This is a genomic window from Planococcus sp. S3-L1, assembly GCF_030063085.1.
GTDB lineage: Bacteria > Bacillota > Bacilli > Bacillales_A > Planococcaceae > Planococcus > Planococcus kocurii.
In genome coordinates, this window is the sequence record NZ_JASISN010000018.1 from 1 (window position 1) to 17,505 (window position 17,505).

A 17,505-nucleotide genomic window follows, 5' to 3' on the forward strand; every position below is an offset into this window, starting at 1 on the left:
TCTATCTTGATTTGTAGAGAAATTGGGATTTTTTATTTAGGGATTTCCAAATCGTTGCAAATCTACAGTTTGCTGATGCTACTCCAATATCAAATAATATATAAAATGAAATTAGTTAACATATGACGGATTATCGGAAGCATTAAAGTTATGAAATGCAGAAATGCAGAAAAGGAAGAAGGTACATTGAAAAGTACCTTCTTCCTTTTTGTTATCAGGTGCCTACATCAGAAAAATTGATGTTCCAATTTCCTTCTAATCCACATTTTTAATGATTTTAGAGCGTAAGAGATAGATAGTGGCGATTACAAGAATCAGCATACCGCACAGCAGCATGACATCGGAAATGGTGAACTGCATAACAAGAGCCAGCGATACAAACGCATAAGATAAAGGGACCAGCCCATTCGATGAGGCATTGACCAAGCTCATAACACGCCCAATTTTATTCGGGTCGGATTGTGCCTGTATCGTTGAAATCAGTGTGACATTGATAAAAGAAGAAAGGATGCCCATCAGCGAAAGCAATAGAATCCCTTGCCATAGAAAACCAATTTGGCCCAGAAAAGTTAAACAAATCCCGAGTACGCCGATCATCACCAGCATGGTCAATCCGCGTTTTTTCCGCAGATTCAGAATGCCTACCAGAATGGCTCCGGCTAGCATCCCTCCTTGATATGAACTTTGCAGGAAACTTAAATCCAGCACTTCCCCTTTGAGGACACTATCCACTAGCAACGGAATGCCCATCAGCAGCGGACCGAAAAAGAAGAAGTTGATAAAGATTAGAATCACTAACATGTTTTTTAGGAAGGGCATTCCCCATACATACGAAAATCCTTCCTTCAACTCCGATTTCGTGGAGGATCGGTCAGCAATTACGGACCTTTTTTCTTCTTTGATGAGGGAAGAGAACAGAAACGTCAGCAGCAAAAAGCCGGCAATGACTCCGAATAACAGGCTGAAAGACCCGAAAGAAAGAACCCATCCGCCTAACATCGGACCGGAAAAAAGAGCGATTTGATTGGAACTTTGAATAAAGGAATTCGACCGGGGAAGCGACTCTTTCGCCACAACCGATGGTAGAAGTGATGTATTTGCCGGTGAAAAGAATGCATCAACGATTCCAAAGCACAAAGCAAAAAGAATAAGTGGCCATAGTTCCAGTAAGCTAAGCTGAAGTAGTAAAATCATGCTCAGCACCAACAGGCAGCGCACCAAACTGGATATTAGCATGATGCGCGAACGACGGAATCGGTCGGCCCAGACACCGCCAATTGTCATGAACAAGACCCGTGGAACCATAGTCGCCATCATAACGATTCCCAACAGGCTCTCTTTTTCCAGAACGGTGATGATATACCACTGTTCAGCAAACAGGTATGTCGATAAAGCCAGAAAAGATGCGGTACTGGAAAGCCAGAGGAAAATAAACGAACGGTTGCTGAACAAACTTGGAACCGATTTTTCCTGTACAGGTACTTCTGTTACTTGGTCGAATGCCATGGAATTCCTTCTTTCACAAGTCTACTTATCCTTCTTAAACAGTAACTCTTCGATCTGGAAAGCTGTGGACATCAGGTAATAATGCTGTTTGTCGGGATGATCGTCCTCTTCTTTCAACGTCTCCAAGAGTTCGCGGTATTTTTGGGTGAATTCCACAAATTTTTTCTGGCTCACCGTAAATTCGGTTTGAAGCGACAGGTTGTTCCAATCTTCCACGTTGGAGGAATGCAGTTCGAATGATTCATCTGGAGCTGTCAATACTCGGGTTTTCGCTCGGTCGATGACTTCCAGATACGATTGGCGCGTAGCTTCCTTGGATTCGACATACGTGAGCAGATGGTCGGCCGGAATAAATCCTCTGGCGACCGCCTGATAGAATTTCAGGATATTTCCTCCACGTTCTTCTTTTCGGACCAGCTGAATGATTCCGTACTTCTCTAATTCTCGGAGATGATAGAGAACTTTAGCACGTGAAAGGTTGAGTTCCTGAGCTAGCATTTGTCCCGTATGAGGCTGTTCCACTAAATAAATGAGCATTTTGGTGCGCAGCGGATCGCTGATAACTTTCAGTTGTTCGTACGTTTCTAGAATGAAAATCGATTGTTGGTTCATTTATAAAACTCCTTTCTTAACCGGTTAACTTTTGTTAACTAGATTATACACATAGATACTTTATAAGTGCAACTTCTCTAAAGATAGTTATTAATTATCGACCATATTTTAATTAATTTGGGTTAACATATGACCATTATCGGAAGCTGCATAAATAGAAAGGAGAGTAGCTGCATTTTTGATTCGCCTCTACTCTACCTTTTGTCTACAAAAGTGTACTTTTACGAAGGGTGTTCTGAGAGAATCTGCTAACAGAAATATAATGAAGTAAGATTTCAGAAAGTTCTATTTATAATAGAAAGAGGATGGATATTATTGGTATAATGATAGAAGTCAATAAATCTACTACTTGAAAAGGGTTGGATCACTCATGGAGATATCTTTAAATTTATTACAAGAAGTCGATGCAGAAGCGTTATTTAAGTTTGAGTCTGAAAATCGGTGGTTTTTTGAAGAAATGGTTCCAAGTCGAGGAGACGATTACTATACTTTCGAAACATTTTTAAGAAGACATCAAGAATTGCTGAAGGAACAAAAGAATGGCCTTTCTTATTTTTACTTGATTACCAATGATGCTGGAGAAATTTTAGGAAGAATCAACTTGGTTGATAAGAAAGATAACATTGCAGACATAGGATTTAGAGTAGGGGCTACACACGTGGGAAAGGGAATCGGAAATCAGGCATTAAATCTACTATTGAAAACTGATTTAAGTGTGAAACAAATACGTGGGAAAACGACGACTGTTAACCATGCATCGCAAAAGGTGTTAGAAAGAAATGGGTTTAAGCAAGTTCGAGTAGGCGATGAAGAATTCGAAATGAACGGGGAAATAATGAGGTTTACACATTATTTGTGGGAAAATGAAAACCCTCGTTTGTAAAAGAGAATGAATCGATTTTATTGCTACTCAATTTATGAAAAAAATTAAGAAAGTCTGCCTTACGTTTCAATCAGATTCGAACCTGCTTATTAAAAGTTTGAGACTGGTATAAGGTTAAGAGATTTGCCTAATTGAATGTAACAAAATGCAGTTAAGTTACATTCGCTAATGAAAAACATATTCTTCAAAGTAATAAATAATACAATTCATTAAATTTGAAATGGGGTATTTTAGTGAAAGTTGCTTTTTTTGATCGAGATGGAACAATTATCGAAGATTATCCAGATGCCAAATGGACGTTTATAGATAACCCTTCTTTTTTAGAGGGAGCTGTAGAAACTTTAAAAACTGTAATTAGCAAAGGCTATAGAGTTATTATCATCACAAATCAATATCTTATAAACGAGGAATTTATAACCTTAAATCAATACAATGACATCACAAACAAAATGCTCCATATATTACACAACCATGGCATTGAGATACTCGATATTTTTTACTGTCCTCACTCAAAAAAAGAAGAATGCAGATGCTTTAAACCTAAAACAGGAATGATCGACCAGGCTTTAAAAAAATACGCAGCTATCAATATGGCTGAATCATTTATGATAGGGGATTCACTAGTTGATGTTGAATTAGCAGCTAATGCAAAAATTAAGGGATTTGGAATCGGAGTCGAAAAAACTTCTGAAGACGAGAAAATTTATCAATTAACTTCAATTAAGGATTTACCGCAGCATATTTAACTTTTCTGAAATCGTTTTAAACTTACATTCAAATATTGAAAAATCTTGTCACTAGATATTTAATCACGACAAAGCTAAAGGGATGGGACGATGCTAAAAAATGAATTAGATATTATACGACTGATCCAAAAAGATGAGTGGATGATGGAGCTATTAAAAGCTGTAAAATTAGTAGACCTTCCTGATTGGTGGATATGTGCAGGGTTTGTTCGGTCAAAAATCTGGGATACGTTACATGGGTTTGAAAAGAGAACCCACCTTCCCGATATTGATGTCATTTATTACGATGATAATAATATTTGTGAAGAAGAAGAGAAAATAATGGAAGGTAGACTCAAAGATCTTCTTCCTGACATCCCGTGGTCTGTAAAAAATGAGGCAAGAATGCATATAAGAAATAGCGTGGCAGCTTACACTTCCTCTGTTGATGCAATAGCTAAGTTTCCAGAGACTGCAACAGCGTTAGGAATTAAACTGGACAGTCATAATAACTTGATTTTATCGGCTCCTCATGGAATCCAGGATGTGATTAATTTACAAGTTAAACCAACTCCCTATTTTGCAGTAAATGAAAAGCGGATAGAAGTTTATGAAGAAAGGGTTACAAAGAAAAATTGGGAATTGACTTGGAATCAGCTCAAGGTAACCCGCATAAAAAATTAATCTCAAAAAGTGAAGTACTATCGCATAGGAAAAGCCAAAAACCATCTGATCGTTGTATAGGGTGAAAGAAATGAAATAAGTCCAGTAAAGTTAAAGTAGAAGAAGGGGAAGAATAATGGATAAGTTTATACAAGAACTAGCAAACACAATGAAGGTGACGGACAAAAAACTCATTATTGGAGTATCTGGCCATGGTGCTGCTGGAAAAACTACGTTTACAAACAGGCTCATAAACCTATTGGGTAAAAACGAAATCAATTATATAAACACAGATCCATATATTATAGATTCAGGGGTCCGTAATCATGCAACAATCGATTATATATACCAAAACGAAAATCATAGGTATAAGATGACAGCTTGTCACCCTTCTGCACATCATTTACCTTCTTTGGAAAGAGACGTTCAGATGGTTAGAGAAGGTTTGAATTTCTGTACAATAGATACACACTACATGAGAAGTGAATTGATTTCTTCTGAAAAAAACATAACAATTGTAGAAGGGATGAGCGTCGCTTTTATTGATTCGGCCTTATTTGATTTAACGATTTATTTCTATACCGATGGAGAAACGGAGTTAAGGAGAAGATCTACTCGTGATATTGATGAAAGAGGAAGAAAAATAAATGAGCTTCGGCAGTCTCACGAAGAACGACGCATTCAGTATGAAGTTTTTATGCATCCATATAGTCAAAATTTCGATGTTATTGTCAAAATGGTTAATGAACAGGTTATCTTTGAGAAAGTTAGTTTTGATATTAAGTAAAAACAATCAAATGTTAGTTTACATATCATGAGCTATTGGAAGTAAAGAAGCTTGGCTGTAAGTTTCTTTCCTTCCTTTTAGTTTGTGAAACTATACTCTCACGAATGATCTTAATTGAAATTTAATATGCGTTGAAATCTAGATAGTCAGATTTTTGGATATTTCTGGTGTAATAATATAAGAAGGGATGTGTAGTTTTGAGTAATTATAAAGCCATGATTTTTGATTTAGATGATACCTTACTTGATAGAAACCAAGCAGTAAATAATCTGTTTTCAATTCTTATTGAAGATTTTTATGAAAACGTTAAAGAAATAAATAAAAAAGAGATGCTAAAGAAATTTAAAGAATACGATAAGCGAAACTACGGAAATGGGGATAAAACAAGAGTTTTGGAACCATTCTTTGATGAATTTCCAACAGAGTCTAGATTGCATCGCAATGATATGCTAGATTTTTGGAATACTAATTTTCCTAATTGTTTTTCTGCCAATCAGAATACAATAGATATTGTGAATACGATCAAGAAGCAGGTTAAAATAGCCATTATAACCAACGGTGCTACGAAGAGACAAAAAGCTAAAATGAGCAAGTCGAAGCTGGATAGATGTTTCGATAAAGTTATTATTTCTGAAGAAGTAGGTTTTAGTAAGCCCGACGAACAGATATTTGAAATGGCACTAAAAAATTTGAATGTTAAACCTGAAGAAGCATTATTTGTTGGAGATGACCTTGTAAAAGATATTGGAGGTTGTCAAAACGTAAATATTAAAGGCATATGGTTCAATCCTCAAAGTATCAAGAACAATACAGCTATAAAACCATATGGTGAAATCAACTCTCTTGATAGATTACTAAGCTATCTTACCTAACAAAAAAGTATTGAAAAAGGAAAACTTATTATGAAGGATTTTCATTTTTACTACAAAAGATTAGAGTAGAAGAAAATTAGTTTACATATGACACCTTATCGGAAGCTACTTATTGCGAAAAGGAGAGAAGAGGCTGTACGTAGCGCATCTTTTCTCCTTACTGTTCGTGATACTCCTATTTTACGAACGATTATTCTGCATACTTTTTAGCAGAGGAGTGAAGCAGGAGTTTATTCTTCCTCAAGAGAATTAACTAGATAGTGAACTTACATAAATAAGGCGGTGAATTATGGAACTGAAAAGTAAAGTTAAAGAGTTTATTGATAACCAGTACAGGACGCCAAAGGGCTTAATTGGGACCTATATTGGCGAAAAGATGGTACGGCAACATAAACATGAAACACTATGGACGATTGAATTACTAAATCTGCAACCAGGGGAAAGTGTATTGGAGCTTGGATGTGGTTCAGGTTACGCAATGAAACTTATTTTAGAAAAAAATGTGGTCAAAGAAATAGTAGGTCTGGATCTTTCTCTTGCTGTTATTCGGTCAGCTACGATTAGAAACAAAAAAGCACTGCAAGATAAAAAAGCGAAATTGATACAAGGAAATGTGAAAAGTCTGCCTTGTAGAGACGATCAATTTGAAAAAGTATTCAGTATTCACACCATATATTTTTGGGATGACTTACCTGCCACAATAAAAGAAATATTTAGGGTCTTAAAACCTGGCGGTGATTGTATAATTACGCTTTGTAATGGGAAGAATGAGGAAAAGTGGGATGGAATAACTAGCTTAATCGATAATCAGTTAATTCCGCTTATGAAAGACAATGGATTTTTTGACGTAGCATTCGTAGAGGGTCCAAATTCAAGAGGGTTTCATACGGTGGCAGTCTCCGGTACAAAGAGTCTTTAGTCAATAGCCAACATATTTTTTAAAAACCGCAGATAGGATCAAGCTTTTTTGAAGCAATCAGATTCTCAAAAAAGGTTTACATATTCCGGATTATCAGAAGTAGTAATTATTCTAATAGCAACATACAAAGGGGGTAGAGCGCTGCTAATCAGCAAGGCTTTTCCCCTTTAGTCTGCAAAAGTGTACTTTTACGAACGCTTATCATAAGCAAATGGAAATGAGATATCCAATTTCCTATATCTAGAATATACTTGTTTTATTCTTTCAAATGAGGTGAATGGAATGTCTTATCCGATTGTTCGAAGTAATTAGTTCTCGGGCTGGAAAAAAACGCGTACCAGCTATCAAGGGGGTAGTGTGTGGATTTTTAGCAGAGAAGCTTTACTTAGAACGAAATCGATAAGCATTTCTAAATTTGAAAGGTGGAAACACAATGACTGAGTGGGATTATGAGGAATTTTATGAGAACGTTGGGAATTTAAACGGATGGGACTTTAGCCAAATACAAGTTGTAGTTGATGAACCAGAATGGAATTTTTACGATGAAGTAAAGAAAAAATCCAAAAAAACCGACGTCCTTTTGGATATTGGAACAGGCGGAGGAGAAAACGTCTTAACCGTCGCTTCTTCAGTTCTTTTTACAGTTGGAATTGATCTGTCACACAGGATGATTAAAACAGCAAAAGAAAACCTTGAAAAATCCAACATACCTAATGTGAGGGTTTTTCAAATGTCTTCAGAGAACTTACAATTTCCTGCTGGTTTTTTTGATATTGTATTGAGTCGCCATGCACCATTCGATGCAATAGAAGTGGCCAACGTTTTGAAGACGGATGGCGTGTTTTTGACTCAGCAAGTCAGTGAAGCCGATAAATTGAATATTAAAACTGCATTTGGACGAGGGCAATCCTTTGAAGAAGTGGATGGCACATCAAAAGAAAAGTACGTGCGCGAACTACAAAAAGCTGGATTTTCCAATGTACAGGCTTATGAATACAACGTTATGGAATATTATCGAAGCCCGGAAGATGTAATCTTCTTGCTGCAACACACGCCTATTATTCCAAATTTCGGGAAGGAACAAGAGGACTTCTCCCGTTTGGTCACTTTTATTGAAAACAACCAGACTCCCAAAGGGATTTGCACAAATTCGAAACGATTTTTGATTATAGCAAAAAAATAATGCCTTTCTATAAACTTAAAGCGAGCGAAACCGTCTATTCTAAGATGGTTTCTTTTTCTATAAAGGAGTACTTTTACGAACGGTTATCCATTATTAAAATTTCGGATTCACTAATGGGGATTATTGATATGATAAAAGCAGATATGAAATAGGAACTGGAATTCATTATGAGGAGGAAGCATACTATTGAATGAACAAAGCGGAATTAATAAAAGTGCTTGGGAATATCGTGCCTATGAATTTTGGAATAAGCGAGATGGTTCTCCCAAAAATAAGGCGAAGGAAATTTTGGGAAATCCAAAAGCGAGTTTGAAGAAACACTAAGAATATTTTAATGAAATTGATGGAATGACTGTGGCAAATATCTGCGGATCAAATGGTAGAAAAGCTGTTCCCCTATCTTTATTAGGTGCCGATGTCACAGTTTTTGATATATCAGAGGAAAATAGAAGATACGCTTTAGAATTAGCCAATTGCGCAAACACGGTTATCAACTACATCGTGGGAGATGTCTATGATATTGATGTAAATAAATACAGAAATCATTTTGATATTCTTTATTTGGAAGGCGGAGTTTTGCACTATTTTAATGATATTGATAAATTGCTGGGGATTTTTTTTCAATGCTGAAGAATGGGGGCAGAATGATTTTAAGTGATTATCATCCCGTAAAAAGATGTATAAGTGAGGATCTCAAATACATCCCTAACTATTTTGATAAAGAACTGCAAAATGAAAACATATCTTATAAACAATTCTTTAATGAACAAGAACAACACGATTTCCCCGACGTATCGCTTAGGTTCTACACATTAAGCGAAATCATCAATTCCGTTATTTCAACTGGTTTTAATTTTGATCGATTTGACGAACATCGCGGTTGGAGTGGTGAAAATATCCCTTGGGAGTTCACTTTATTGGCTTCTAAATAACAGTTATTCAGTGGCAGCTGTAATTCTCTACTTAAAGCCTGGATTCACGTATCAGGAATTATAGAAAGATACAGGTGAAATGCTGCTGCTGGATTATATGCAAGTAGAAGATGTGAAAATAGTTTGGAGGGTAATATCATGGAAGAAGCCAGAAAACCTACGGTAATTGCAATCGCCAGTATTTCAGGGGGAGGAAAGACAACGGTAACTGAAAAGTTGAATGAGGTTTTGCCCAATTCTAAGGCACTTTTCTTCGATGATTACGATTTAGAAGGTCCTGAAGATGTCGTGGATTGGTTGAACCGAGGAAATAACTATAATGAATGGAATCTAAATCCTTTTGTGAAGGATTTAGAAGAATTGCTTAGCGAATCTCTTGAATATGTCCTTTTGGATTTTCCATTTTCCTACAAGCATGACCAAACAAGCGCTTATATAAACTTTTCCATCTTTATTAATACGCCATTGGATATTGCATTAGCCCGTCGAATAATCAGAGATTTTCAAGATGAATCTGCAGCCAATATCGTTGAAAATATGAAATACTATAATTCGCATGGAAGAAGGGCTTATCTTGAAATGCTGCATACCATCCAACCAAATTCCGATTTCATTGTAGATGGCTCTTTACCCGTAGCTAAAATCGTAAATACCATTCTAGAAAAAGTGCAATGAATTTTTCTTAGGCAAAACTAGTTTACATATCATAACTTATCGGAAGAGAAGAAGCTCAAGTATGAGTTTCTTTTTTTGTATTTGCAAGAGTGTATTTTTACAAAAGGTTATTTAATTGAGAAATGTTCTATCTGATATCGTTTTTATCTAAGTAGCAGTTGTTGACAAATATTCTATAATAATTTAATCTTTATTTACATATTCAAACGATTATTAGAGTGTTATTTGGAAAGTTAAAAAATAAAAGTGCTGTTCCAATTATGAAGTAGATTAAATCGATTTTTTATCAGTAATTTTATGACTTCTAACAACTGAAAAATAGAGATCTTATCATTTCGTATGGGTACTAAATTTCTCTTTCAATGAGAAGAAGCAGATAGGAGAGATGGAATGAAAGTTACAGAAAAACAAGCAGAGACAAGCTGTTGTACAGACACTTCTTGTACAAGTTCAAAACAATCGATGACAGTTCTGGAAAAAAATATTCCATGTTGTGAAACTGATAATGATAGGATCAATAACATAGGAACCGAACCGAAAGAACAAAAGCCGACTGAACAATCAATTGAAACATTTACGTATCTGGTCCAGGGAATGGATTGTCCCTCTTGTGCGGCAACCATTGAAAAGAGCCTCAATACTGTAAAAGGGATTGAGACGGTAAATATTAATTACAGTGCTGGAAAAATGAGGGTTGGTGTAAGCGATTCTTCAATTGCCGATCAAATTCCAATGCAAGTGAAAAAATTAGGTTTTGAGACAAATATAGTTGAAACGAAAAAAAATGGACAGGTCTATCGAGTAGATGGGATGGACTGTGGAGCTTGTGCTGTGACGATTGAAAAGCATCTTACAAGGAACCCGGCAGTCCAGGAAGTGAAGGTGAATTTCTCTACCGGAAAAATGCAAATTCTTCACACCGCCCAGGACAAAGAAATTATCAAAGAAGTTGAAAGAGCCGGTTTCCATGCCTCTCTAGTTTCAAAAGAAAGAAAAATCGAAGAAAAGAACAAAAACAGAATAACCACTGCAACCCTATCAGGTTTGCTTTTAGCTATTGGTTTCTTTGGTTCTCTTGCTGGCGTTTCTGAAACACTGGTTATCATACTATATGCTGTAACCATTATCATTGGAGGCTATAAGCCGGCCAGAAGTGCTTTTTATGCTGTGAAAAGTAAATCTCTGGATATGAATGTTTTAATGGTTTCTGCAGCTATCGGGGCAGCTTTAATTGGAGAATGGTTCGAAGGTGCAACGGTTGTTTGGCTTTTTGCTTTAGGGAACGCGTTGCAAAATCGTTCGATTGAACGGACAAGAGAATCAATCCGGAATTTAATCAATCTGGCTCCTTCTGAAGCGCTAGTAAAAGTAGGAAGTCAGCTGATTTCCAAACCGGTAGAAGAAGTGGCTATTGGGGATGCCATCGTTGTCAAGCCAGGTGAAAAAATTCCACTTGATGGAGAGATTATTTCAGGCGCTTCAAGTGTCAATCAAGCGCCAATCACAGGGGAATCAATGCCGGTTGATAAAGAAAAAGACGATCCTGTATATGCCGGAACGATCAATGAAAGTGGTTCCTTGGAAGTTCGGGTTACAAAACTTGTCGAAGATACGACCATCGCAAAAATAATTCATCTAGTCGAGGAGGCGCAAGAACAAAAAGCGCCCACGCAAGACTTTGTAGATCGGTTTGCACGTATTTACACACCGATTGTTTTTGTCCTTGCGCTAGTAATTATGGTAGTGCCTCCTCTAGCTGGTTTTGGGACATGGGAAGAATGGCTTTATAAAGGACTGACTTTATTGGTAGTTGCTTGTCCTTGCGCACTTGTCATCTCGACACCCGTTGCTATTGTATCGGCTATCGGAAATGCAGCTAAAAATGGCGTGTTGATCAAGGGAGGAACGTTCCTTGAGAAAGCTGGGGCGATAAATGCCATTGCCTTTGATAAGACCGGTACGTTAACAGAGGGGAAACCGAAAGTTTCAGAAATAGTCGCGGTAAACGGAACCGAGACTGAATTGATCAGCATTGCACGGACTATTGAAGAACACTCAATCCATCCAATTGCCAAAGCCATTATCTCGTATGCCGATGAACAACAGATTTCCGTGAAAACCGGAGAGTCGTTCAAAGCAATCCCTGGAAAAGGCGCACAGGCGACCATCAATGGAGTAGAATATTTCGCGGGCAATCCCAAGTTGTATCAGGAAATGGGCGTCTCATTGTCATCTGTGACAGATCGTATTCAGACCTTGCAAAACGAAGGACATACGCTAATTGTCATTGGAACTTGTTCAGAAATTATAGGGGTGATTGGGGTAGCTGATACAATTCGGTCTATTACTGTTACAGCTATTCAGAAGCTTAAAAGTGTTGGCATGGAAGAAATGGTCATGTTGACGGGCGATAATAATGGAACAGCGAAAAAAATTGCAGCCCAAACCGGTGTAGATCGGTACTTTGCTGAATTGATGCCTGAAGATAAAGTTAAGGCAGTTAAAAAACTGCAGCAAGAGGGAAGAAAAGTAGCAATGGTCGGGGACGGGATTAATGATGCTCCGGCACTCGCAACGGCAGATCTCGGAATAGCCATGGGCGGTGCAGGAACAGATACGGCAATGGAGACAGCCGATATTGTCTTAATGGCCGACAACTTAGAGAAGCTTCCACATACCATTAACTTAAGTAGAAAAGCACTAACTATCATCAAACAGAACGTCTGGTTTTCGCTCCTTACGAAAGTGGTTGCTTTGCTCTTAATTTTCCCAGGACTTTTAACCTTATGGATGGCCGTCTTGGCTGACACAGGTGCTGCTTTATTGGTCATACTCAATAGCATGAGATTACTAAGACAAAAGTAGCCGAAGGTTCTTCTTTAGTAAGTGCATCACTTAACTGGTGGTTAAATGAAATCAGGATAGATAAAAAATAAGAGAGTAATTGATTGAGCACTGGAAATACAGCTGTTAATAGTAATAGTAAACAAGCCTTTTCTTAAATCGAAAAGGCTTGTTTACTAATTAAAGGCACTTAAATTGTGAAAGATAGATCTGCTTTGAAGACAAAGTAAATCCATGCAAATTGCTGACTTGTGGCTTCATCGCTTTTATTTTTACTGGCCTGCCATGTTATATTCTGCTGCTAGTTGCACCAGTTTACGAATATGGTCATGTGGCAAAGAGTAAAATACCAGCTTCCCTCGTTTTTCATATTTTGCTAGTCCCATATTTCGCAAATAACGCAGATGATGGGAAGCAGTAGCAGTGGTAGTGTTTAAAATGTTGGCAACATCGCATACACAGAGCTCTTCTTCCAAAGTCAAAGCGTAGGCAACCTTCAAACGGGTAGCATCAGACAGCGCTTTAAAAATCAATTCGGCTCCGCCAATATTTTCAAGTGTAGGCTGCACTCTCTCTACGACTTCTTCGTCGTAACAAAACGTCTGGCACGTATCCATCTTTTTGGTGGATTCAACTTCGATCATGTTCTCACCTCTTTTATGAATTTGTTGATTAAACTTAGTGTAGGGAGAATTCAAAAAGTTGTCAATTCTTATATTCAAATGACTATGTTAATGTTGGAGTTAACTGTTAGGATAAAGTGGTCATGCATTTACTTTATCAATAAAAGAAAGAGGGTTCTTATGAAGAATAAAAACAACAAATCAGGGATGAAATTTGTGGTTCTCCTGACAACTTTAGCAGTTATAATTTTGGTCGCGATTGTGATTTTTACTAATCAACAGGAAACACCGGCAGTGGAAACAGCAGAAATTAATACCAGTGGACAGCCGACGCTAGGCGAAGAAGAAGCTCCGGTAACTGTCGTGGAATTTGGGGACTTTAAATGTCCGTCTTGCAAAGTATGGGGAGAAACGGTTTATTCACAATTGGTTGAAGATTACATCGATAAAGGAGATGTGAAGTTTTCTTATATCAATGTTCTTTTTCATGGAGAGGAATCCACGTTAGCTTCCTTAGCGGCAGAATCCGTCTATCAGCAAAGCCCGGAGGCGTATTGGGATTTTCATAAAGCTTTATTTGCCGCACAGCCAGAAGTAAACCATGATGCAGCTTGGGTCACACCGAAAAAAGTTTTAGAAGTGGCAGCAGCTTATCCATCAATCGATCAAACGAAATTGAAAGAAGATATGGAACAGCAAGCCACAATGGACGCTGTGGAAATTGATACGGCTTTAGTGGAAGAAGCTGGAGTTGCGCAAACACCGACCATTGTTATCAATGGGCAGACAGTAGAAGATCCGTTTGACTATGAAGCGATTAAAGAGTTGATTGAGCAAGAATTGACGGGTAAACAGTAATGGAAAATGGAAGAAAGCAATCCAGTCAAAATGCGATTTTGTTGTACGGTGCTTGGTTTTTAGCATTAATTGCGACGCTTGGCAGCCTATACTTCAGTGAAATCCGAGGATTCGTCCCTTGTGAACTTTGTTGGTATCAACGAATTGCCGTATATCCGCTGATTCTGATTTTAGGAATTGCAACATTCCGTAACGATATAAAGGTATTTATCTACGTCCTGCCTTTATCGCTCTTAGGAGGAATTATCTCAATTCTCCACTATCTAGAGCAGAAAGTGCCAGGATTTGCAGGAATAAAACCCTGTGTCAGTGGTATTCCATGCAGTTCAGAGTACATCAACTGGATAGGATTTGTGACGATTCCTTTCTTAGCGTTCATTGCTTTTGCGTTGATTTCAATTTTAATGATCGTATTAATGGTCAAAAATAAGTAATAGGTTTTCTTGCTTCGGTTTATCTAGTAAATTCTCTAGAAACTAGTATTGAGTATGAAATTTTAAACTGGAGTGTATCCTAAGAAGTTATCCACGTGGCAGAAGTCAGTTTATTTCTTGCGTTTGGCGCAGGACTGTTATCATTTATTTCTCCCTGTTCCTTACCGCTGTATCCAGCGTTTCTGTCGTATATTACCGGTGTGTCGGTAAATGACTTGAAAACCCGGAAAGGCGTGATGAGGCGCAATGCGTTGATTCACACCATTCTCTTCTCAATTGGCTTTTCTATTATCTTTTTAGCATTAGGATTATCCACTTCGTTCATGGGGTCATTTTTCTTGGGAAATCAGGCTCTTTTATGACAATTGGGAGCAATTCTGATGGTGTTTTTTGGTTTGGTACTAACCAGAATTTTGAAGTTTGATTTTTTACTATCAGATAAAAAAGTCTATTTTCAAAAAAGACCTTCTGGATATGCCGGTTCTGTGCTCATTGGCATTGGAATTGCGGGAGGCTGGACGCCTTGTACCGGATCGATTTTGGCACGGGTCATTGTACTTGGCGTAGCCGATTCAGATAGAGGGCTCCTCTATATGTTGTTTTATGTGCTAGGTTTTGCGATTCTCTTTCTTGTGATATCCCTGTTTATAGAGAAAATGAGCTTTCTAAAGAAAAAAGTGCGCTTTTCATGTCAATTGGTGGCTCCTTGATGATTCTGATGGGTGTTTTATTGTATTTTGATATAATGACAGAAATTATCGCGTTCCTTTCCTAATTCACTGGCGGATTTACAGGCTTCTAACGAGATAGATAGAAATGGAAGTATTTTATGTGGCAGTAAAACAGAAAAATCGAACGTCTATGCGGGTAGCTATCTTACTAGTGATGATAGAAGCCATCATCTTTACGATTTATAACAGCTTTGTAGGTGAAAAAATGAACTACTGCAAGTCGGAGATGAAGCTCAAGACTCTACCTTAGTGGACCTTAAAGGTAACAAACATCCATTATCGGAATACCGAGGCCAATGCGTGTTTGTGAACATCTGGGGAACCTGGTGCAAACCGTGTGAAAAAGAATTTCCGTTGATGGAAGACCACTATTAGGTGTACAAGGAACAAGGCGTTCAAATTTTGGCCGCTAACATTGCCTAGTCTGATTACGAAGTAAGACAGTTTGCGGAACAACGGAATTTAACGTTTCCGATTGTGATTGATAAAACCAAGAGTGTGATGGAAGCTTATAATATTCGTCCTCTATCTACTACGTTACTGGTTAATTCTGAAGAAAAGATTATAAAAATTATTACTGGTGAGATGTCTGAAGAGGACATTGCTAGTTATATACAGCAAATTAAAACAAGTTAAGAATGGGATGAATCGAGCTAAAATCCAATGGATTCCTCTCACAGTTGCCATTACATGAAACAAATGTGTGTAGAGAGGCTATAGAATAACGTTGAATAGAAAAGTTGACTCGAAAAGAAAAAAGTAGTAGTGGGTTTCATTGGAAAAGTAAAAAGATTTCAGGTTTACATGTCATAAGTTATCGGAAGAGAAGAAGCTAAGATAGCGGTTCTCTTTTGGAGGTTTGCGTAAGCATGCTTTTGTGAACGGAAGGTAAAGGGCGAAGAACAGTTAACTAAAACATAAAAAAAGCGCTACCTAAAGGCAGCGTCACTAAATATCTTCATTCATTTCTGCAAGTAAGTCATCCTTATCTAGAAATTGCAGCTTCTCAATTTTTCCTTCTTCAGAAGCAATGGCTTCACCTTCGAAAGAGTAGGACTGGACTTCTCCGTTTGCGTTTTCATAGTCCACTTGAAAAGTGAATTGAAACATGTTCAAATTGTTTTTATTCTGGCTGATGTTAATATCCGAAGCTGTCAGGTTGTAGTCGCCATCAAAATCACTGTATATAAAAGCAGGTGTTGCGGTTAAAAAAAGGTCATAGCCATTCTCGGTGAAATAAGAAGCGTACGTATCGACCATATAGTCCGTATAGTCTTGCCATATGGGTGTTTCCTGCAAAGCATCAAACTCTTCTTGAGTTTCTATATTGTTTTGGGCTTCCATGGCAGCTTCCGATAATTCTTTATACTTCTTGTCTGGTCCGTTGAACTCTTCTTCTATAACTGCTTGAATGGTTTCTTTGGTTTTTTCGACATCTATCTCTTCACTTGCTACCAAAGTAGTTTCTTCACCCGTGTTAGTTCCTGTCGTCAAACCACTATCATTTTGAAGAATGTTTTGTGAAAGAAACAGAACTCCGGCAACTAAAAGGATCGAGCAAAGGACTAAACTAGAGGTGAATTTAAAGCCAGTGAAAAATCGGTTTCGAGATTCTTGCTTGTCCAAATTCAATAATAGTTGAGTATGCAATTTTGCTTTGTGCTTTTGGTTCCAACTAGTATCCTGTTCCAATTGTTTCAACTGATTGTCTAATGAAGTATGCGTACCCTCAGTGTTTTTCATGGATAATTCCCTCCTTGTTTAATTGCTTTTCCAGTGCAGAAAGTGCACGAGAAAGCGTATTTTTCACTTTACTTTCTGACCAATTCAAAATTTCTCCGGTTTCTTCTATAGTGAACTCCTTAATTTTTCTCAGGATAATGACTTCGCGGTAAGCAGGTTTTAACAGACCTAACGCATGGTAAATTTCTGTTGAGCTTTCTTTTATCTCCACCAGTTCTTCAGGCAAAGTACTCGTGTTTTTTCCAAGAAATACAAGGTCTTTTAACAATTCCAAGGGCTTTTGTTTTCGTAAAAAATCGATGGTGAGATTATGGGCAATGCGAAAAAGCCAAGTTTTCGCATTTGCCTTGCGTTCAAAGGTATCATAATATCGAAATCCTTTAATAAACGTTTCTTGTGTTAAATCCTCCGCCTGTTGATAATCACGGACCATGAACAATATGTACCTGAATATCGAATCACTGTGCTGCTGGTACCAATCAGTGACTTCGTTTTTCCTCTCTCTAGTCAAAGAA

General features: G+C 37.6%; 19 protein-coding genes and 2 pseudogenes. 16 read left to right on the forward strand and 5 right to left on the reverse strand.

Annotated features, from left to right (window positions below):
* Window positions 1-255: 255 nt before the first annotated feature.
* Window positions 256-1,506, reverse strand: coding sequence for an MFS transporter (locus tag QMF37_RS14270; protein WP_283478617.1), 1,251 nt, complete (start codon window positions 1,504-1,506; stop codon window positions 256-258).
* Between the two features lie 21 nt (window positions 1,507-1,527).
* Window positions 1,528-2,118, reverse strand: a complete 591-nt coding sequence (locus tag QMF37_RS14275) for an ArsR/SmtB family transcription factor (RefSeq protein WP_283478619.1) — start codon at window positions 2,116-2,118, stop codon at window positions 1,528-1,530.
* 370 nt (window positions 2,119-2,488) lie between these two features.
* Here QMF37_RS14275 and QMF37_RS14280 point away from each other — a divergent pair, with 370 nt between their 5' ends.
* From QMF37_RS14280 to QMF37_RS14335, 12 genes are all read left to right on the forward strand, one after another.
* The gene (locus QMF37_RS14280) at window positions 2,489-3,001 is read left to right on the forward strand and encodes a GNAT family N-acetyltransferase (RefSeq protein WP_283478620.1); all 513 of its coding nucleotides are present in this window, start codon (window positions 2,489-2,491) and stop codon (window positions 2,999-3,001) included.
* 233 nt (window positions 3,002-3,234) lie between these two features.
* Window positions 3,235-3,747, forward strand: coding sequence for a D-glycero-alpha-D-manno-heptose-1,7-bisphosphate 7-phosphatase (locus QMF37_RS14285; RefSeq protein WP_283478621.1), 513 nt, complete (start codon window positions 3,235-3,237; stop codon window positions 3,745-3,747).
* A gap of 90 nt (window positions 3,748-3,837) precedes the next feature.
* Entirely contained in the window at window positions 3,838-4,410 is a 573-nt protein-coding gene (locus QMF37_RS14290) for a nucleotidyltransferase family protein (protein WP_283478622.1), read from the forward strand.
* A 115-nt stretch (window positions 4,411-4,525) separates the two neighbouring features.
* Window positions 4,526-5,176, forward strand: coding sequence for a uridine kinase family protein (locus QMF37_RS14295; RefSeq protein WP_283478624.1), 651 nt, complete (start codon window positions 4,526-4,528; stop codon window positions 5,174-5,176).
* Between the two features lie 215 nt (window positions 5,177-5,391).
* Window positions 5,392-6,048: an HAD family hydrolase gene (locus QMF37_RS14300; RefSeq protein WP_283478655.1), complete on the forward strand. Its 657-nt coding sequence runs from the start codon at window positions 5,392-5,394 to the stop codon at window positions 6,046-6,048.
* A 289-nt stretch (window positions 6,049-6,337) separates the two neighbouring features.
* Window positions 6,338-6,967 carry a class I SAM-dependent methyltransferase gene (locus QMF37_RS14305; RefSeq protein WP_283478625.1) on the forward strand — a complete coding sequence of 210 codons (630 nt, stop codon included), beginning with the start codon at window positions 6,338-6,340 and terminating at the stop codon, window positions 6,965-6,967.
* Window positions 6,968-7,400: 433 nt separating this feature from the next.
* Window positions 7,401-8,150 carry a class I SAM-dependent methyltransferase gene (locus tag QMF37_RS14310; RefSeq protein ID WP_283478626.1) on the forward strand — a complete coding sequence of 250 codons (750 nt, stop codon included), beginning with the start codon at window positions 7,401-7,403 and terminating at the stop codon, window positions 8,148-8,150.
* Between the two features lie 186 nt (window positions 8,151-8,336).
* Window positions 8,337-8,474 carry a hypothetical protein gene (locus tag QMF37_RS14315; RefSeq protein ID WP_283478627.1) on the forward strand — a complete coding sequence of 46 codons (138 nt, stop codon included), beginning with the start codon at window positions 8,337-8,339 and terminating at the stop codon, window positions 8,472-8,474.
* A gap of 24 nt (window positions 8,475-8,498) precedes the next feature.
* Window positions 8,499-8,780 carry a class I SAM-dependent methyltransferase gene (locus QMF37_RS14320; RefSeq protein WP_283478629.1) on the forward strand — a complete coding sequence of 94 codons (282 nt, stop codon included), beginning with the start codon at window positions 8,499-8,501 and terminating at the stop codon, window positions 8,778-8,780.
* Window positions 8,774-9,082, forward strand: coding sequence for a hypothetical protein (locus QMF37_RS14325; RefSeq protein ID WP_283478630.1), 309 nt, complete (start codon window positions 8,774-8,776; stop codon window positions 9,080-9,082). The genes QMF37_RS14320 and QMF37_RS14325 overlap by 7 nt, the downstream gene beginning before the upstream one ends.
* A gap of 138 nt (window positions 9,083-9,220) precedes the next feature.
* A complete protein-coding gene (locus QMF37_RS14330; protein ID WP_283478631.1) occupies window positions 9,221-9,757 on the forward strand; it encodes a nucleoside/nucleotide kinase family protein in 537 nt (178 codons plus the stop codon).
* 390 nt (window positions 9,758-10,147) lie between these two features.
* Entirely contained in the window at window positions 10,148-12,622 is a 2,475-nt protein-coding gene (locus QMF37_RS14335; RefSeq protein WP_283478632.1) for a heavy metal translocating P-type ATPase, read from the forward strand.
* Window positions 12,623-12,873: 251 nt separating this feature from the next.
* Here QMF37_RS14335 and QMF37_RS14340 read toward each other — a convergent pair whose 3' ends face one another.
* A complete protein-coding gene (locus QMF37_RS14340) occupies window positions 12,874-13,245 on the reverse strand; it encodes an ArsR/SmtB family transcription factor (protein WP_283478633.1) in 372 nt (123 codons plus the stop codon).
* 159 nt (window positions 13,246-13,404) lie between these two features.
* Here QMF37_RS14340 and QMF37_RS14345 point away from each other — a divergent pair, with 159 nt between their 5' ends.
* The 4 genes and pseudogenes from QMF37_RS14345 to resA all read left to right on the forward strand — a co-directional run bounded on the left by QMF37_RS14345 (window position 13,405) and on the right by resA (window position 15,883).
* Entirely contained in the window at window positions 13,405-14,082 is a 678-nt protein-coding gene (locus QMF37_RS14345; RefSeq protein WP_283478634.1) for a DsbA family protein, read from the forward strand.
* On the forward strand, window positions 14,082-14,516 hold the full coding sequence (locus QMF37_RS14350) for a disulfide oxidoreductase (protein ID WP_071154270.1): 435 nt from the start codon (window positions 14,082-14,084) through the stop codon (window positions 14,514-14,516). Before QMF37_RS14345 ends, QMF37_RS14350 begins: the two co-directional genes overlap by 1 nt.
* A 95-nt stretch (window positions 14,517-14,611) precedes the next feature.
* Window positions 14,612-15,291: pseudogene (locus QMF37_RS14355) on the forward strand (cytochrome c biogenesis CcdA family protein).
* 86 nt (window positions 15,292-15,377) lie between these two features.
* A pseudogene (gene resA / locus QMF37_RS14360) lies at window positions 15,378-15,883 on the forward strand (thiol-disulfide oxidoreductase ResA).
* A gap of 312 nt (window positions 15,884-16,195) precedes the next feature.
* On the opposite strand, the gene QMF37_RS14365 reads toward resA, so the two are convergent.
* Both QMF37_RS14365 and QMF37_RS14370 read right to left on the reverse strand, forming a co-directional pair.
* The gene (locus tag QMF37_RS14365; protein ID WP_283478635.1) at window positions 16,196-16,990 is read right to left on the reverse strand and encodes a hypothetical protein; all 795 of its coding nucleotides are present in this window, start codon (window positions 16,988-16,990) and stop codon (window positions 16,196-16,198) included.
* Window positions 16,977-17,501, reverse strand: coding sequence for an RNA polymerase sigma factor (locus QMF37_RS14370; protein ID WP_283478636.1), 525 nt, complete (start codon window positions 17,499-17,501; stop codon window positions 16,977-16,979). The genes QMF37_RS14365 and QMF37_RS14370 overlap by 14 nt, the downstream gene beginning before the upstream one ends.
* Between the last annotated feature and the right edge of the window lie 4 nt (window positions 17,502-17,505).

What these genes read in the sequence shown, in the direction of transcription:
- QMF37_RS14310 (WP_283478626.1), top strand. Translation starts at nt 7,401, where the DNA reads ATGACTGAGTGGGATTATGAGGAATTTTATGAGAACGTTGGGAATTTA.
- QMF37_RS14325 (WP_283478630.1), top strand. Translation starts at nt 8,774, where the DNA reads ATGCTGAAGAATGGGGGCAGAATGATTTTAAGTGATTATCATCCCGTA.
- QMF37_RS14290 (WP_283478622.1), top strand. Translation starts at nt 3,838, where the DNA reads ATGCTAAAAAATGAATTAGATATTATACGACTGATCCAAAAAGATGAG.
- QMF37_RS14335 (WP_283478632.1), top strand. Translation starts at nt 10,148, where the DNA reads ATGAAAGTTACAGAAAAACAAGCAGAGACAAGCTGTTGTACAGACACT.
- QMF37_RS14350 (WP_071154270.1), top strand. Translation starts at nt 14,082, where the DNA reads ATGGAAAATGGAAGAAAGCAATCCAGTCAAAATGCGATTTTGTTGTAC.
- QMF37_RS14275 (WP_283478619.1), bottom strand. Translation starts at nt 2,118, where the DNA reads ATGAACCAACAATCGATTTTCATTCTAGAAACGTACGAACAACTGAAA.
- QMF37_RS14280 (WP_283478620.1), top strand. Translation starts at nt 2,489, where the DNA reads ATGGAGATATCTTTAAATTTATTACAAGAAGTCGATGCAGAAGCGTTA.
- QMF37_RS14365 (WP_283478635.1), bottom strand. Translation starts at nt 16,990, where the DNA reads ATGAAAAACACTGAGGGTACGCATACTTCATTAGACAATCAGTTGAAA.
- QMF37_RS14320 (WP_283478629.1), top strand. Translation starts at nt 8,499, where the DNA reads ATGACTGTGGCAAATATCTGCGGATCAAATGGTAGAAAAGCTGTTCCC.
- QMF37_RS14340 (WP_283478633.1), bottom strand. Translation starts at nt 13,245, where the DNA reads ATGATCGAAGTTGAATCCACCAAAAAGATGGATACGTGCCAGACGTTT.
- QMF37_RS14345 (WP_283478634.1), top strand. Translation starts at nt 13,405, where the DNA reads ATGAAGAATAAAAACAACAAATCAGGGATGAAATTTGTGGTTCTCCTG.
- QMF37_RS14270 (WP_283478617.1), bottom strand. Translation starts at nt 1,506, where the DNA reads ATGGCATTCGACCAAGTAACAGAAGTACCTGTACAGGAAAAATCGGTT.
- QMF37_RS14300 (WP_283478655.1), top strand. Translation starts at nt 5,392, where the DNA reads ATGATTTTTGATTTAGATGATACCTTACTTGATAGAAACCAAGCAGTA.
- QMF37_RS14295 (WP_283478624.1), top strand. Translation starts at nt 4,526, where the DNA reads ATGGATAAGTTTATACAAGAACTAGCAAACACAATGAAGGTGACGGAC.
- QMF37_RS14305 (WP_283478625.1), top strand. Translation starts at nt 6,338, where the DNA reads ATGGAACTGAAAAGTAAAGTTAAAGAGTTTATTGATAACCAGTACAGG.
- QMF37_RS14330 (WP_283478631.1), top strand. Translation starts at nt 9,221, where the DNA reads ATGGAAGAAGCCAGAAAACCTACGGTAATTGCAATCGCCAGTATTTCA.